The 16,851-nt window shown below is 73.2% G+C and carries 1 protein-coding gene (only partly in view); it reads left to right on the top strand.

The window, feature by feature from the left end:
- On the top strand, nt 1-16,851 hold part of the coding region annotated (locus ABZS61_RS33985; protein WP_356430131.1) for a type I polyketide synthase (this coding region is incomplete at its 3' end). The annotated region extends 10,322 nt beyond the left edge of the window; 16,851 of 27,173 annotated nt are visible.

Below are 16,851 nucleotides of genomic sequence, written 5' to 3'. Positions count from 1 at the left end.
CGAGGCGCTCGACGCGTTCATGGCGGAGTGCGAACAGCGTGGCATCCGCACACGCCGGATCCCGGTGGACTACGCGTCCCACTCGTCGCGGATGGAGGAGCTGCGGGAGCGGATTCTTGCGGATCTGGCCGGGCTGTCCCCGGCTGTCGGCACGGTTCCGATGTTGTCGACGCTGACGGGTGGCCTTGTCGAGGGCGGTTTGGATGCCGGGTACTGGTTCGACAATCTTCGTTCGACGGTGGAGTTCGAGACCGCGGTCCGGTCCCTGCTGGGGCAGGGCATGCGCACCTTCATCGAGGTCAGCGCCCATCCGGTGTTGACGGTGGGTGTGGAGGAGACGGTCGACGCGGCCGGTGTGGAGGCGGTGGTGCTGGGCACGCTGCGGCGTGGTGAGGGCGGGATGCGACGCGTCCTGGCTTCCCTCGGTGAGGCATGGGCGGCAGGCGTCGACGTCGACTGGACCACGGTGCTCACCGGCCGCCACGTCCCGCTCCCCACCTATGCGTTCCAGCGTGAGCGGTACTGGCTGGACGGGCCGTCGCCGTCGGTCCAGGGCTTCGGGGTGGTGGATCCGGTCGAGTCCCGGTTCTGGGATGCCGTGGAGCGTGGTGATCTCGACGAGCTCGCGGGCACGTTGCAGTTGTCGGAGGCCCCGGAACTGCTGGGGTCGGTGGTTCCGGCGTTGGCGTCGTGGCGCCGGGAACGACGACAGCGCTCCGTCATCGACACCTGGCGCTACCAGATCGCCTGGAAACCGCTCACCGACCTGCCGACGACCGCCACCCTGTCCGGCACCTGGCTGGTCGTCCTCCCCGAGGTCACGGCGGCCCAAGGTGACATGACCGGCTCGGTGGTGACCGCGCTCCGCCGCGCAGGCGCCGACGTGGTCGAGTTCACGGTGGGTGCCCAGGACAGCGATCCCGCAGCCCTCGCTGCCCAGATCCGCGAAGCCTCCGGCCGGAACCCGGCCGGCGTGCTCAACCTCGCCGCACTCGCCGACGAAGGCCTTCCCACCGCCGCGCTGCCGGCCGGCGTCGCGGCCACCCTGACCCTGGTGCAGGCTCTCGGCATCGCCGGCTTCGGCGCACCGCTGTGGACCGCTACCCGTGCGGCGGTCTCCACCGGCCGCTCCGACCGGCTGGACTCCCCGGTCCAGGCACAGCTGTGGGGCCTCGGCCGGGTCGTCGCGCTTGAGCACCCGCGTCTGTGGGGAGGGCTGATAGACCTGCCCGCCGACGTCGACGCGCGAACGGGAGGCCGGTTCGCCGCTCTCCTGGCCGGCGGCACCGGCGAGGACCAGATCGCGCTGCGCCCCTCCGGCGCCTACGCCCGCCGACTGCGACGCGCGCCGCTGCGTGAGCGGACCGCCGAGCGGCGGCAGCCGGGCGGCACCGTGCTGGTGACCGGCGCCGACGGTCCGCTGGGCGCTCACGCCGCGCGCTGGGCCGTCGGCCGGAGTCCGTCACGCCTGCTGCTCGTCAGCGACAACGGACCCGATGACCGAGCTGCGGCGGAGCTCGCCGCCGAGCTGTCGGGCGCCGGCGTCCCGGTGTCGGTCCTCGCCTGCCGCGTAACCGATCCGCTCGCCGTCCAGGGCCTGTTGGCCGCGATACCGGCGGAAGAGCCTCTGTCCTCGGTGGTGTTCACCGCCGCCGTGCCGTCCAGCGGTCCTGTCGACGATGCCGACGCCGAAGAGTTCGGCCAGGCACTGGCAGGCAGGGTCCTGGGTGCCACCGCCGTGCATCAGGCCCTCGGTGACACCCCGCTGGATGCCTTCGTCGTCTTCTCCTCGGTCGCCGGGACGTGGGGCGGCGCCGGACAGGGCGCCTACGCGGCGGCCAACGCGTACCTGGACGCCCTCGCCGAGTTCCGTCGTAGCCGCGGCCTGCCGGCGACCTGCGTCGCCTGGGGCCCCTGGGACGACGGCGCCCAGGTTCCCGACGGCCACGGCCTCGAACACCTGCACCGCCGGGGCCTGACCGCGATGGCTCCCGGGATGGCGCGGGCCGCGCTCGACCGGGCCGTCGACCACAGCGACGGGTACGTAGCGGTCGCCGACATCACCTGGCCAGCGTTCGTCGCGACGTTCACCTCGACGCGGCCCAGCCGGCTGCTCGCGGACCTGCCGGACCTGCAGCCCGCACCTCAACCGTCCCATCGGTACGAAGAGCCGAACCGGACCGGCCGCGTCGCCGCACTGACCGGCGCCCAACGCGAGCAGGAGATGCTCACCTTGGTCCGCGCGCAGGTCGCCGCGGTCCTCGGCCACCCCGGCCCCGAAAGCGTCGACCCGGACCGCTCGTTCAAGGACCTCGGCTTCGACTCGCTGACGGCCGTCGAACTCGGCAAGCGGTTGCGGGCGGCCACCGGGGTTGCGGTGCCCGCCACCGCCGTCTTCGACCACCCCAGCGTGCAGATCCTGGCCGGCCATCTCGCCAACGGCCTCACCGGCCCCGGCGCCCCGGTGGCCGTGACCGCGTCCGCAGCTGACGACGACCCCATCGTCATCGTCGGCATGAGCTGCCGGTTCCCGGGCGGAGCCACGAACCCGGCAGCCCTGTGGCGGCTGTTGTGCGACGGCGGCGACGCCATCACCGAATTCCCCTCCGACCGTGGCTGGGACGTCGACGCGCTCTTCGATCCCGACCCGGACCGCCAGGGCACGACCTACACCCGCCACGGCGGATTCCTGCCCGACGCCGGGGACTTCGACGCCGAACTGTTCGGCGTCTCCCCACGCGAGGCGCTGGCCATGGACCCCCAACAGCGGCTGCTGCTCGAGGCGTCGTGGGAGGCGCTCGAGGACGCGGGCATCGCCCCGGCCGCGATCAAGGGCGTCCCCGGCGGCGTCTTCATGGGCGTCACCGCCTCCGGCTACGGCCGCGCCGCCAGACTGCCGGACAGCGTGGAAGGGCACCTCCTCACCGGCACCGCCACGAGTGTCGCCTCCGGCCGCCTCGCCTACACCTACGGCCTCGAAGGCCCGGCGATCACGGTCGACACCGCCTGCTCATCCTCCCTGGTCGCCCTGCACCTGGCCGCCCAGGCGCTGCGCAACGGCGAGTGCGCCGTCGCCCTGGCCGGCGGCGTCACCGTGATGGCCACCCCCGAGGCATTCGTCGAGTTCAGCCGCCAGCGCGGGCTGGCCGCCGACGGCCGCTGCAAGCCGTTCTCGGCGGCCGCGGACGGCACCAGCTGGTCCGAAGGCGCCGGTGTCCTGGTGCTGGAACGCCTCTCCGACGCACAGCGTCACGGGCACCGGATCTGGGCCACGCTGCGGGGGAGCGCCGTCAACCAGGACGGGGCCTCGAACGGCCTCACCGCACCCAACGGTCCCGCACAGCAGCGGGTCGTCCAGCAGGCCCTGGCGAACGCGCGGCTCGCCCCGGCCGACGTGGACGCCGTCGAGGCGCACGGCACGGGAACCGCTCTCGGCGACCCGATCGAGGCACAGGCTCTGCTCGCCACCTACGGACAAGGCCGCGGCGACGCCGAACCGCTGTGGCTCGGTTCGCTCAAGTCGAACATCGGCCACACCCAGGCAGCCGCAGGCGTCGCCGGTGTGATCAAGATGGTGCTGGCCATGCGGAACGGCATGCTGCCCCGCACCCTGCACCTGCACGAGCCGACCGGCCACGTCGACTGGTCGACCGGCGCCGTCGTACCACTGACCGAGAACCGGGCCTGGCCCGAAGCGGGCCGGCTGCGCCGGGCCGGCGTGTCGTCGTTCGGCGTCAGCGGCACCAACGCCCACGTCATCCTGGAACAGGCCCCTCCGTCCCCCGTCGTCGTCGCCGCCCCTGCCGTCCCCGCTGAGGCGCCTTCCCACGGACCGGTGGTGCCGTGGCTGGTGTCGGCGGCCGGCCCCGCCGCGCTGCGCGACCAGGCGGCCCGGCTCCGCGACTTCGCCGACGACGGCGGCTCCCACGGCATCCACGACATCGCCCACTCGCTGGCCGTCACGCGCACCGGCCTGGCACACCGGGCCGCCGTACTGGCCGAGGACCGGGACACCCTGCTGGCGGGCCTCGACGCGATCGCCGCGGACCGCCCCCACCCCGCCGTCGTCACCGGCGCGACCGGGCACGGGCGGCTGGCGATGCTGTTCTCCGGCCAGGGCTCTCAGCGCCCCGGCACGGGCCGCGACCTGTACCAGGCGTTCCCTGTGTTCGCCGACGCGATCGACGCCGTATGCGCCCGAGTCGACCCGCACCTCGGCCACCCGCTGCGCGAGGTGATGTTCGCCGAACCCGGCACCGACGCGGCGGCCCTTCTCGACCGGACCGCCTACACCCAGACCGCCCTGTTCGCCCTCGAGGTCGCGCTCTTCCGGCTCCTGGAGTCCTGGGGCGTCCGCCCCGACCACCTCCTCGGCCACTCCGTCGGCGAACTCGCGGCCGCGCACGTCGCCGACGTCCTGTCGCTCGACGACGCCTGCGAACTGGTCGCCGCTCGCGCCCTGCTGATGGCCGAACTGCCGCCCGGCGGTGCGATGCTCGCCGTCAGCGCCTCCGAGGGCGAGGCGGCCGAGGCCCTCGCCGCCTTCGAGGGGCGCGTCGACATCGCGGCCCTCAACGGCCCGTCCGCCCTGGTGATGTCGGGGGACGAGGACGCCATCGCCGAACTGGCCGCCCGCTGGACCCTCTCCGGCCGCAAGGCGACCCGACTGCGCGTGTCGCACGCCTTCCACTCCCAGCGGATGAACCCGATGCTCGAACGGTTCGCCGCGGTCGCCTCCGCCATGACCTTCCGGCCGCCCGTCATCCCGATCGTGTCGAACCTGACCGGCGCCCCCCTGCCCGTCGAGGAATACTGCTCGCCGGCCTACTGGGTGCGGCACGTGCGGCACGCCGTCCGGTTCGCCGACGGCGTGACCTGGCTGGCCGACCACGGAACCACCCGGTTCGTCGAGATCGGCCCGAGCACCGTCCTGAGCGCGATGGCCCAGCACACCATCGCCGAACGCGACGACGCCGGCACGATGACGATCGCACCCGCGCTGCGCGACGACCGGCCCGAGGCCGCCACACTGCTGCAGACGGTCGCCGCCGGCTGGACCCGCGGCGCCGACGTCGACTGGGCCGCGGTCCTCGCCGGCCGGGGCGGCGCCCGCGTCGACCTCCCCGCCTACGCCTTCCAACGGGAGCGGTACTGGCTGCGGCCGGCGCCCGCAAGTGCGTCCGGCGGCCGGGACACCGGCCACGCCGTCCTCGCCGGCTCGGTTCCGCTCGCCGAGGACGGCGGCCTGGTCCTCACCGGGACCCTGTCCCTGTCCGCCCAGCCCTGGCTCGGCGACCACCAGGTCCTCGGCGCCGCGATCCTGCCCGGTACAGGATTCGTCGAGCTGGCTCTGCGCGCCGCGCGGGAGGCAGGCTGCGGAGCGATCCGCGAACTGACCCTGCAGGCCCCCCTCGTCGTGCCCCCCACCGGCAGGATCCGCGTCCAGGTCGGGGTGAGCCCCCGGGCCGGGACCGGCGACCGTGAAGTGTCGATCCACTCCCAGCCCGAGGACGGCGACGGGACCTGGCTCCGCCACGCCTCCGGCCTGCTCGCCCCCGAGGCCGAAGCCGCCCGCTTCGACCTGTCGGCCTGGCCGCCGCCCGGCGCCGAACCCGTCGACCTCGACGGCTACTACGACGCCACGCTGGCCGGTGCCGGATACCACTACGGACCGGTCTTCCGCGGCCTGCGCCGCGCCTGGCGGGCCGCCGACGCCGTCTACGCCGAAGTCGCCCTGCCGCAGGCCGCCGCCCCCGACGCCGACGGATTCGACCTGCACCCCGCCCTCCTCGACGCGGCCATGCACGCCACGACCATCGGCGGCTTCCTCGACGACACCGGCGCCACCCCGCTGCCCTTCCTGTGGTCCGGCGTGACGCTCCTGGCCACCGGCGCGACGACACTACGGGTGCGACTGGCCGGCGTCGGCCCTGACGCCCTGTCGATCCAGGCGGCCGACACCACCGGCCGCCCCGTCGCCGAGGTGCGGTCGTTGACCCTGCGCCCGGTGCGCCCCCAGCAGCTGGCGGCGGCCGCCACGGCCAACTCGTCGCTGTTCGCCGTGGAATGGACCACGGTGCCCGCCCGCACCCTCTCCGTCTCCGAGGATCCGGCAGGCGTGTGCGTCCTGCCCGACGGCCCGGCCACCGAGAACCTCGACGAAGCCGTCGCCGACCTCGTCGTCTGCCCCGTCGGCCCGGGCGGCGGCGACCTCGCCGAAAACGTCCACGCGACCGCCGCCGCCGTCCTCGGGCTGATCCAGCGCTGGCTGGCCGACGGACGGCCGGCGTCGTCGCGGCTCGTCCTCGTCACCCGGGGCGCCGTGGAGGCGGGCCCGGGCGAGGCCGGACCGGATCTGGCCGCCGCCGCCGTATGGGGACTGATCCGCACCGCGCAGTCCGAGAACCCGGACAGCTTCGTCCTCCTCGACGTCTCCGGCAGCGAAGGACCCGCCGGCACAGAGAGACTCGCCCACACCGAGGGACTCGCCCACGCCGGAGGATCCGTCGCCGGTGGCGTGGACTGGACCGCCGTCCGCGACGCCGCAGACCGGGGCGAGCATCAGCTCGCGCTGCGCGGCGGCGAACTCCGCGCACCCCGTCTCATCCGCGTGCCCGCCCCGGACGGCCTGCCGCTTCCCGACGGCGCACCTGCCTGGCGCCTCGACACGACCGGACCCGGCACCCTGGAGAACCTGGCGCTGGTTCCTGTCGACGCCGCGCCTCTGGAGCCCGACCACGTCCGCGTGGCCGTCCGCGCGGCCGGCGTCAACTTCCGCGACGTCCTCATCGGCCTGGGCATGTACCCGGAACCGGCGCCGATGGGCTCCGAGGCGGCCGGCATCGTCGTCGAGGTCGGCGCTGCCGTCACCGACCTGGCCCCCGGAGACCGCGTCTTCGGCCTCGTTCCCGCCGGTCTCGGCAGTCTCGCCACCGCCCCGCGGGCCCAGCTCGCCCGTATTCCGCAGGGCTGGTCGTTCAGCCAGGCCGCCACCGTGCCCGTCGCCTTCGTCACCGCGTTCTACGGACTCGTCGACGTCGCGGGCGCCCAGCCCGGTGAATCGGTTCTGATCCACGCCGCGACCGGCGGCGTCGGCACCGCCGCCGTCCAGCTCGCCCGGCACCTCCGACTCGAGGTCTTCGGCACCGCGAGCCCCGCCAAATGGGATGCCCTGCGCCAGGCCGGTCTCGACGACGAACACATCGCGTCCTCCCGCACCACCGACTTCGAAGCCAGGTTCCGGAGCGCCACCGGCGGGCGCGGCGTCGACATCGTCCTCAACTCGCTCACCGGCGACATCCTCGACGCCTCCCTGCGCCTGCTCACCTCCGGAGGCCGGCTCGCCGAGATGGGCAAGGCCGACCTGCGGGACCCCCGCCAGGTCGACGCCGCCCACCCCGGTGTCCGCTACCGCTCCTTCGACCCCTCCGAAGCCGGCCCGCAACGGCTCGGCGAGATCCTGACGGAGATCCTCGCCCTCTTCGAGCACGGAGCTCTCCGACTGCCCCCGGCGACGGTCTGGGACATCCGTGACACGCCCTCCGCGTTCCGGCACATCAGCCAGGCCCGCCACATCGGCAAGAACGTCGTCACCGTCCCCACGGCACCGGACCCCGACGGCACCGTACTGATCACCGGCGGCACCGGTGCCCTCGGCGGACTTCTGGCCCGCCACCTCGTCACCGAGCACGGAATCCGGCACCTCCTGCTGCTCGGCCGTCGCGGCCCCGCCACGCCAGGCGCGACCGAACTCGTTGCAGACCTCGAAGGGCTCGGCGCCCACGCCACGGTCCTGGCCGTCGACGCCGCCGACCGCGCGGCCCTCGGCGCGGCGCTCGCCGGCATCCCGGCCGCCCACCCGCTCACCGCCGTGGTCCACGCCGCGGGAGTCGCCGAGGACGGAGTCCTCGAGACACTCGACAGCGGGCGGCTGCGCGACGTCCTGCGGCCCAAGGTCGACGCCGCCGTCAACCTGCACGAGCTGACAGCCGGACACGACCTGACCGCCTTCGTTCTCTACTCCTCCGTGGCCGCGCAACTCGGACCGGCCGGCCAAGGCGGCTACGCCGCCGCCAACAGCTTCCTGGACGCCCTGGCCCGGCACCGGCGCGCCCACGGGCTGCCCGCGGTATCACTCGCCTGGGGCCTGTGGGCCGAGGACAGCGGCGTCACCGGCCGGATGACCGACGTCGACCTGGCGCGGGCCACCCGCCTCGGCGCGCCGCTTCAGGCCGCCCAGGGCCTGGCCCTGTTCGACGAGGCCGGTACCACGCACCGCTCGCACATCGTCCCGGCCAACCTGGACGTCGCCGCCCTGAACTCGGCCGCGCCCGTCCCGCCGATCCTGGCCGCACTGGCGGGCCCCGCACCTCGACGGGCGGTCAGCGACCGCGCCACCGACGCCTCGTCCCTCGCCCACCGCCTCGCCGGGCTCCCGCGCGACGAGCGGATCGCGACCGTCGTCGACGTCATACGGACCCAGGTCGCCCTGGTCCTCGGCCACGCTTCCGCCGACACGGTCGAACCACGCCGCGCCTTCAAGGACCTCGGCTTCGACTCGCTCACCTCCGTCGAACTCCGCAACCGCCTCGCCGCCGAGACCGGCCTGCGGCTACCGGCCACTCTCGTCTTCGACCACCCGGCGCCCGCCCCGCTCGCCGAGTACCTGCTGGGAGAGCTCGTCGGCAGCATGACCGCCGCGCCGCCGAAGGCACCGGCGCAGCCGGCGCCCGCCGACGACCCCATCGCCATCGTCGGCATGAGCTGCCGGTACCCCGGCGCCGCGGACAGCGCCGACCGGTTCTGGCAGCTCCTCGTCGGCGGTACCGACGCGATGACCTCGTTCCCCGCCGACCGCGGCTGGGAGTCAGGTCTCGCCGACGCCCGCTTCGCCCTGCGCGGCGGCTTCCTCGGCACCGCGACCCGGTTCGACGCCGGCCTGTTCGGGATCAGCCCTCATGAGGCCCTGGCGATGGACCCGCAGCAGCGCCTGGCCCTGGAAGCGGTCTGGGAGGCCTTCGAGGACGCCGGTATCGACTCCTCGACCCTGTGGGGCAGACCGGCCGGAGTGTTCCTCGGCGCCGGCTCCAGCCACTACGGCGTCAGCGCCGATCTCCCGCCCGAGGTCAGGGGACACGTCGTCTCCGGCTCGGCCACCAGCGTCATCTCCGGCCGCGTCTCCTACACGTTCGGGCTCGAAGGTCCTGCGGTGACGGTGGACACGGCGTGTTCGTCGTCGTTGGTGGCGCTGCATCTGGCGGCGCAGGCGCTGCGCGCGGGGGAGTGCGAACTGGCCGTCGCGGGCGGGGTCACCGTCATGACGACGCCGGACATCTTCACCGAGTTCCAGGTGCTGGGCGGTGTGGCCGACGACGGGCGCTGCAAGGCGTTCGCCGCTGCCGCCGACGGAACCGGCTGGGCCGAGGGTGTCGGCGTACTGGTCCTGGAGCGGTTGTCGGACGCCGAACGCAACGGGCATCAGGTGCTCGCGGTGGTACGTGGCAGTGCCATCAACCAGGACGGTGCGTCGAACGGTCTGACAGCGCCGAACGGCCCGTCGCAGCAGCGGGTCATCCGTCAGGCGTTGGCGAATGCCCGGCTGACGGTTGCGGACGTCGATGTGGTGGAGGCGCACGGGACGGGGACGCGTCTGGGTGATCCGATCGAGGCGCAGGCGTTGCTGGCGACGTACGGCCAGGAGCGGGGCGACTCCGACGAGCCGTTGTGGCTGGGGTCGGTGAAGTCGAACATCGGTCATACGCAGGCGGCTGCGGGTGTCGCGGGTGTGATCAAGATGGTGATGGCGTTGCGGCACGGTGTGCTGCCTGCGACGTTGCATGTGGATGAGCCGTCGCCGGAGGTGGACTGGTCGGCGGGTGCGGTGGAGTTGCTGACGGAGGCCCGGGCGTGGCCTGTGTCGGATCGTCCGCGGCGTGCGGCGGTGTCGTCGTTCGGGATGTCCGGAACGAACGCGCACGTGATTCTGGAGCAGGCGTCGGCCGGAACTCCGGCCCAGGCTTCCGTTCCGGCTGCTCCCGTTGCGGGTGTGTCGGCGTGGGTGGTGTCGGCGAAGTCCGAGGCGGCGCTGCGGGCGCAGGTGGAGCGTTTGCGGTCGTTCGTGGCGGAGCGTCCGGACCTGGATCCGGTGGATGTGGGGTGGTCGCTGGCGACGACGCGTGCGGCGCTGGAGCACCGTGCGGTGGTCGTGGGGGAGGGGCGGGACGAGCTGTTGGCCGCCTTGTCCACGGCTTCTTCGGCCACCGTGGTTTCTGGTGGTGTGGTGTTCGTGTTCCCGGGTCAGGGTTCGCAGTGGGTGGGCATGGCGAGGGAGTTGTGGGACACGTCGCCGGTGTTCCGGGAGCGGCTGTCCGAGTGTGAGACGGCACTGGCCCCGTTCGTCGACTGGTCGCTGACCGACGTTGTTCTGCATGACGGTGATGTGGACCGGGTGGACGTGATTCAGCCGGTGTTGTGGGCGGTGATGGTCGCTCTGGCGGAGGTGTGGCGTTCGGCGGGTGTGGTGCCGTCCGCGGTGGTCGGTCATTCGCAGGGTGAGATCGCTGCGGCGTGTGTGGCGGGCTGGTTGTCGTTGGATGACGCGGCACGCGTGGTGGCGCTGCGGTCGAAGGCGCTGGTGGCCGTGGCCGGCGGCGGGGGCATGGTGTCGGTCGCCGTCGGGCGGGAGACGGTCGAGGACCTGGTGTCGGACCGGGTGTCGGTGGCGGCGGTGAACGGCCCGTCCTCCACGGTGGTCTCCGGTGATGACGAGGCGCTCGACGCGTTCATGGCGGAGTGCGATCAGCGTGGCATCCGCACACGCCGGATCCCGGTGGACTACGCGTCCCACTCGTCGCGGATGGAGGAGCTGCGGGAGCGGATTCTTGCGGATCTGGCCGGGCTGTCCCCGGCTGTCGGCACGGTTCCGATGCTGTCCACGCTGACCGGTGGCCTTGTCGAGGGCGGTCTGGATGCCGGGTACTGGTTCGACAACCTGCGGTCGACGGTGGAGTTCGAGACCGCGGTCCGGTCGCTCCTCGAACAGGGCATGCGCACGTTCATCGAGGTCAGCGCGCACCCTGTCCTCACGGTAGGTGTCGAGGAGACCGTCGACGCGGCCGGTGTGGAGGCGGTGGTGCTGGGCACGCTGCGGCGTGGTGAGGGCGGGATGCGACGCGTCCTGGCTTCCCTCGGCGAGGCATGGGCAGCCGGCGTCGACGTCGACTGGACCACGGTGCTCACCGGCCGCCAAGTCCAGCTCCCCACCTATGCGTTCCAGCACCAGCGGTACTGGCTCAGTCCCCGCGCCGGCGCCGGGGACGTCGCCGCGGCGGGCCTGGTCGGAGCGGACCATCCGCTGCTGTCCGCGTCGGTCGCCCTGGCTGCCGCCGACGACGTGGTGCTCACCGGTCGGCTGTCGGTGTCGGGGCAGCCCTGGCTGGCGGACCACACGCTCCACGGCCGCGTAGTGGTCCCCGGAACCGCTTTCGTTGAACTCGCGCTGAGGGCCGGCCACGAGGCCGGCTGCGGCGAAGTCCTGGAACTGACGCTCCACGAGCCCTTGCTGCTGCCGGCGACCGGCGGTGCGCGCATCCAGGTACGGGTCGGCGCGACCGGCCCGGACGGCAATCGCGACGTGTCCGTCCACGCCCAGGCCGACTCCGCGGCCGAAGACTGGGTCCTGCACGCCGACGGCGTGCTCGCCGGCACCCCGGCCTCCGGCGTCCCGGCCGCCGAGGCGTTCGACCTCTCCGCCTGGCCGCCGCCGGGCGCGACGCCGGTCGACCTCGACGGGTTCTACCCGGCGCTGGCAGATTCGGGCTACGGCTACGGACCGGCCTTCCAGGGCCTGAGCCGCGCGTGGCGCGCCGGAGACGACGCCTTCGCCGAGGTACGGCTTCCCGCGTCCGCGGGTGACGACGCCGCCCGCTTCGGTCTGCACCCCGCCCTGCTGGACGCCGCGCTCCACGTGCTCGGCGTCGCCGGGCTCCTCGAGGATCCGAGCGCGACCCCGGTGCCGTTCGCATGGTCCGGGGTCTCGCTCCAGGCCACCGGTGCGACGGTCCTGCGAGCCAGGCTGTCCCCGGCAGGTCCCGACTCCGTGTCGCTCCGGATCGCCGACGGCACCGGTGCGCCCCTGGCTCGGATCCGCTCGCTGACCGTCCGCCCGTGGAACGCCGGGGACGCCGGGCCCGCCGTCGGCGACTCGCTCTTCGCCGTCGAATGGCAGCCCTTGCCCGCTGCTCACGACACCACGGTCCACGACGGCCCCACGCCCGCCGACGCGTCGTGGCAGGTCGAAGACTTCACCTCCGCCGCGTCCGGGCCGGCACACGACTCGGCAGCCGACCGGGCGCGTGCCCTGACCGTCCGGGCGCTGGACGTCATCCAGCAGCGGCTGCGCGGCGAAAGCGAGCAGGCCGACCCGCTGGTGCTGCTGACCCGCTCCGCCATGGCGACCGGCACCGACGGCGCGTCGACCGACCCCGCCGCCGCGGCGGTATGGGGTCTGGCCCGGACCGCGCAGACCGAGCACCCCGGCCGCTTCGTCCTGCTCGACGTCGAAGACCCGGCCGCGCCGTCCCCGTGGGAACGGATCAGGCGCGCCGTGGCGGACGGTGAGGCACAACTGGCCGTGCGCGGCGGCGAGCTCCTCGTCCCGCGCGTCGTCCGGACGACACCGGCCGAACGCCGGGCCGTGCCGGAGCCCGGCGGCCTGCGGGGAACAGTGCTGATCACCGGCGGGACCGGCGTCCTCGGCGGTCTCGTGGCACAACGGCTCGCGGACGAACCCGGCATACAGCGGCTCCTGCTGCTCAGCCGGCAGGGCCCCGAGGCCCCCGGCGCGGCGGGCCTGGCGGAGGCACTGCGCGACGCCGACGTCGAGGTGGACGTGGTGGCCTGTGACATCGCGGACCGGGCCGCCCTGGCGGACGTACTGGCCGCTGTACCGCACGACGCCCCGCTGACCGGGGTGATCCACGCGGCCGGGACGCTCGACGACGGCATGATCGAATCGCTGACCCCGCAGCGCGTCGAGACCGCTCTGCGTGCCAAGGCCGACGGAGCGGTCAACCTCCACGAACTCACGGCGGACGCGGACCTGGGCCTGTTCGTCCTCTACTCGTCCGCCGCCGCCACGTTCGGTGCGGCGGGCCAGGCCGGCTACGCCGCGGCGAACGCGTTCCTGGACGCCCTGGCCCACCGGCGCCGCGCCGAGGGCCGGCCGGGCATCTCGCTCGGATGGGGCCTGTGGCAGCAGGCGACCGGCATGACCGGCCACCTGGCGGACGCCGATGCGGCCCGCGCCGCCGAGCTGACCGGCTCACTGTCCGCCGCGGACGGTATGGCCCTCTTCGATGTCGCCCGCGCCTCCACCCGCCCGCACGTCCTTCCCGTCCGGATCAACACCGCGGCGACCGTCGACGGCGACACACCGCCGATGCTCCGCGCCCTGGCCCGCCGCCGACTGCGCCGCGCCGCCGACATCGCCGAAGCGGGCACGTGGACGCGGCGAATGGCCGCACTCCCGGAAGCCGAACGGACCCGAGCCGTCCTCGAACTCGTCCGCACCGAGATCGCCGCGGTCCTCGGGCACGCAGGCCCGCAGGACGTCGAGCCCGGTCGCCCCTTCAAGGACCTCGGCTTCGACTCCCTCCTCGCCGTACGCCTGCGCAACCGCCTCCAGGCGGCGACCGGCCTGCGGCTGCCGGCCACGCTCGTGTTCGACCACCCCAGCGCACTCGCCCTCGCCGAGCACCTGCGCGGCCAGGCCGCCGGAACCCGGGCGGCCGCCGCGTCCCCGACCACCGTCAGCACCTCCGACGAGCCGATCGCGATCGTGGGCATGGCCTGCCGTCTCCCAGGCGGAGTCGCCTCCGCGGACGACCTGTGGGAACTGGTGGCCGGCGCAGGCGACGCGATGTCCCAGTTCCCGGCGGACCGGGGCTGGGACGAAGCCCTGCGCGGCGCGCCGTTCGCACCCGTCGGAGGGTTCGTCCACGACGCGGACCGGTTCGACGCCGACCTGTTCGGCATCTCGCCGCGCGAGGCCCTGGCCATGGACCCGCAGCAGCGGTTGCTGCTGGAAACCGCCTGGGCGACGTTCGAGTCCGCAGGCATCGATCCGACGTCTCTGCGTGGCAGCCGCACCGGCGTCTACGCGGGCGTGATGTACCACGACTACGCCGCGAGCATGGGCCACGTCCCGGACGGCGTCGAGGCCTTCCTCGGCACCGGCAACGCGGGCAGTGTCCTGTCCGGCCGCGTCGCGTACGCCTTCGGCCTCGAAGGACCGGCGATCACGGTCGACACGGCGTGTTCTTCGTCGCTGGTGGCCCTCCACTCGGCGGTCCAGGCGCTGCGCGCGGGCGAATGCTCGCTGGCCCTCGCCGGCGGTGTGACGGTCCTGGCGACGCCTGGCATCTTCACCGAGTTCGACCGCCAGGGCAGCCTCGCCTCGGACGGCCGCTGCAAGTCGTTCGCGGCCGCCGCGGACGGCACGGGTATGTCCGAGGGCGTCGGTGTCCTGCTGGTGGAGCGGTTGTCGGACGCCGAGCGCAACGGGCATCAGGTGCTGGCGGTGGTGCGGGGCAGTGCGGTGAACCAGGACGGTGCGAGCAATGGTCTGACGGCGCCGAACGGTCCGTCGCAGCAGCGGGTGATCCGCCAGGCATTGGCGAATGCCCGGCTGACGGTCGCGGATGTCGACGCGGTGGAAGCCCACGGCACCGGCACGCGGTTGGGTGACCCGATCGAGGCTCAGGCCCTGCTGGCCACCTATGGCCAGGACCGTGGCGAGGGCGACGAGCCGCTCTGGCTCGGCTCCATCAAGTCGAACATCGGTCATACCCAGGCGGCCGCGGGCGTGGCCGGTGTGATCAAGATGGTGATGGCGATGCGGCACGGTGTGCTGCCGGCGACGTTGCATGTGGATGAGCCTTCGTCCCAGGTGGACTGGTCGGCGGGTGCTGTGGAGCTGCTGACCGAGGCACGTTCCTGGCCGGAGGCCGATCGGCCCCGCCGGGCGGCCGTGTCCTCGTTCGGCATCAGCGGTACCAATGCGCACGTCATCCTCGAGGCGCCGCCACAGCCCGAAACGGCGGCCGACGTGCCGCCGCTTGCTCCGGCTCCGGCTCCGGTGCTGTGGCCCGTTTCGGCGAAGTCCGATGACGCGTTGCGGGCACAGGTGGAGCGGCTGCGGTCCTACGTGGCCGAGCATCCGGAGCTGGATCCGGTGGACGTCGGCTGGTCGCTGGCCACCACCCGGGCCGGTCTGGAACATCGGGTCGTCCTCGCCGCCGGCGGGGATGTGCTCGCCGCGGGCGTGACAAACGAGGGCCGGACAGCCTTCCTGTTCACCGGTCAGGGTTCGCAGCGTCCGGGTATGGGGCTGGGCCTGTACGAGGCGTTCCCGGTGTTCGCGGAGGCCTTCGATGCGGTGTGTGCCCGGTTCGACGTCCGGCTGGAGCGTCCGCTGCGCGACGTCATGACCGACGGCGTCGACCTGGACGGGACGATGTGGGCGCAGGCGGGCCTGTTCGCCCTCGAGGTCGCCCTGTTCCGGCTGGTGGAGTCGTGGGGTGTCACCCCGGACGCACTCCTGGGTCACTCGCTGGGTGAGATCACCGCAGCGCATGTCGCGGGGATCCTCGACCTGGACGACGCGTGCGTCCTGGTCGCCGAACGCGGCCGCCTCATGCAAGCGCTACCCGAAGGCGGCGGCATGCTCGCCGTCCAGGCCACCGAAGCCGACGTCGCCGACTCCGGCCTGGATCTCGCCGCGGTCAACGGCCCCCACTCCGTTGTTCTGTCGGGTGACGTGGACACGATTGAGCGCTACGCGACGCAGTGCGCGGAGCGCGGCCTGCGGGTCAGTGTCCTGTCGGTGTCGCACGCGTTCCACTCCACCCTCATGGAACCGATGCTGGCCGAATTCGCCGACGTGGTGGGCGGGTTGACGTTCCGCCCCGCTCACATTCCGGTGGTCTCGAACCTGACCGGAGCAATCGCGGAACCCGGTGTCATGCAGCAGCCGGAGTACTGGCTGGACCAGGTCCGCCGGACGGTCCGCTTCGCCGACGGTGTCGCCTCCCTCGCGGCCATGGGCGTGACGACCTGCCTGGAACTCGGCCCGGACGGTGTCCTGTCCGGCATGGCCCAGGCCACCGCCGACGACATGCTCTTCGCACCGGCCCTCCGCAAGGACCGCGACGAAACCGACACCGCACTCACCGCCATCAGCCGCCTATGGACCACCGGAACCGACATCGACTGGCCCGGCGTGTTCAACGGCTGGGGCGGCCGAGTGGTGCCGCTTCCCACCTACGCCTTCCAGCGTGAACGGTACTGGCCGGAGCCGTCGGCGAGGTCGGCCGCCGGAGATGGCATGGACTCGGCGTTCTGGGATGCGGTCGAGCGTGAGGATCTGCAGGAACTTGCGGGTCTGGAGTCGGCGTTGCCGGCGCTGTCCGCTTGGAGGCAGCGTCACCAAGAGCGTTCCACGCTCGACTCGTGGCGCTACCGGATTACGTGGAAGCCGCTGACGGGGATGTCGTCGGCGACGCTGTCGGGTGTCTGGGCGGTGGCCGGTTCGCCGGACGCTGATGTGTCCGCGGCGTTGGAGGCTGCGGGTGCGACGGTGGTGCGTGTTCCGGTGGAGGAGGTGTCGGGGCTACCCGGCTTGGCCGGTGTGGTGTTGGTGGCTTCCGGGGTGGCGGAGACGCTGGCTGTCGTGCAGGGGCTGGGTGAGGTTCCGGCACCTTTGTGGGTGTTGACGCGGGGTGCGGTGTCGGTGGGTGGTTCGGATCGGCTCGGTGATCCGGGTCTGGCGGCGGTGTGGGGTCTGGGTCGGGT

The organism is Streptomyces sp. NPDC005566 (genome assembly GCF_040605575.1).
Classification (GTDB): Bacteria; Actinomycetota; Actinomycetes; order Streptomycetales; family Streptomycetaceae; genus Streptomyces.
This window is presented reverse-complemented; position numbering and strand designations above follow the sequence as displayed.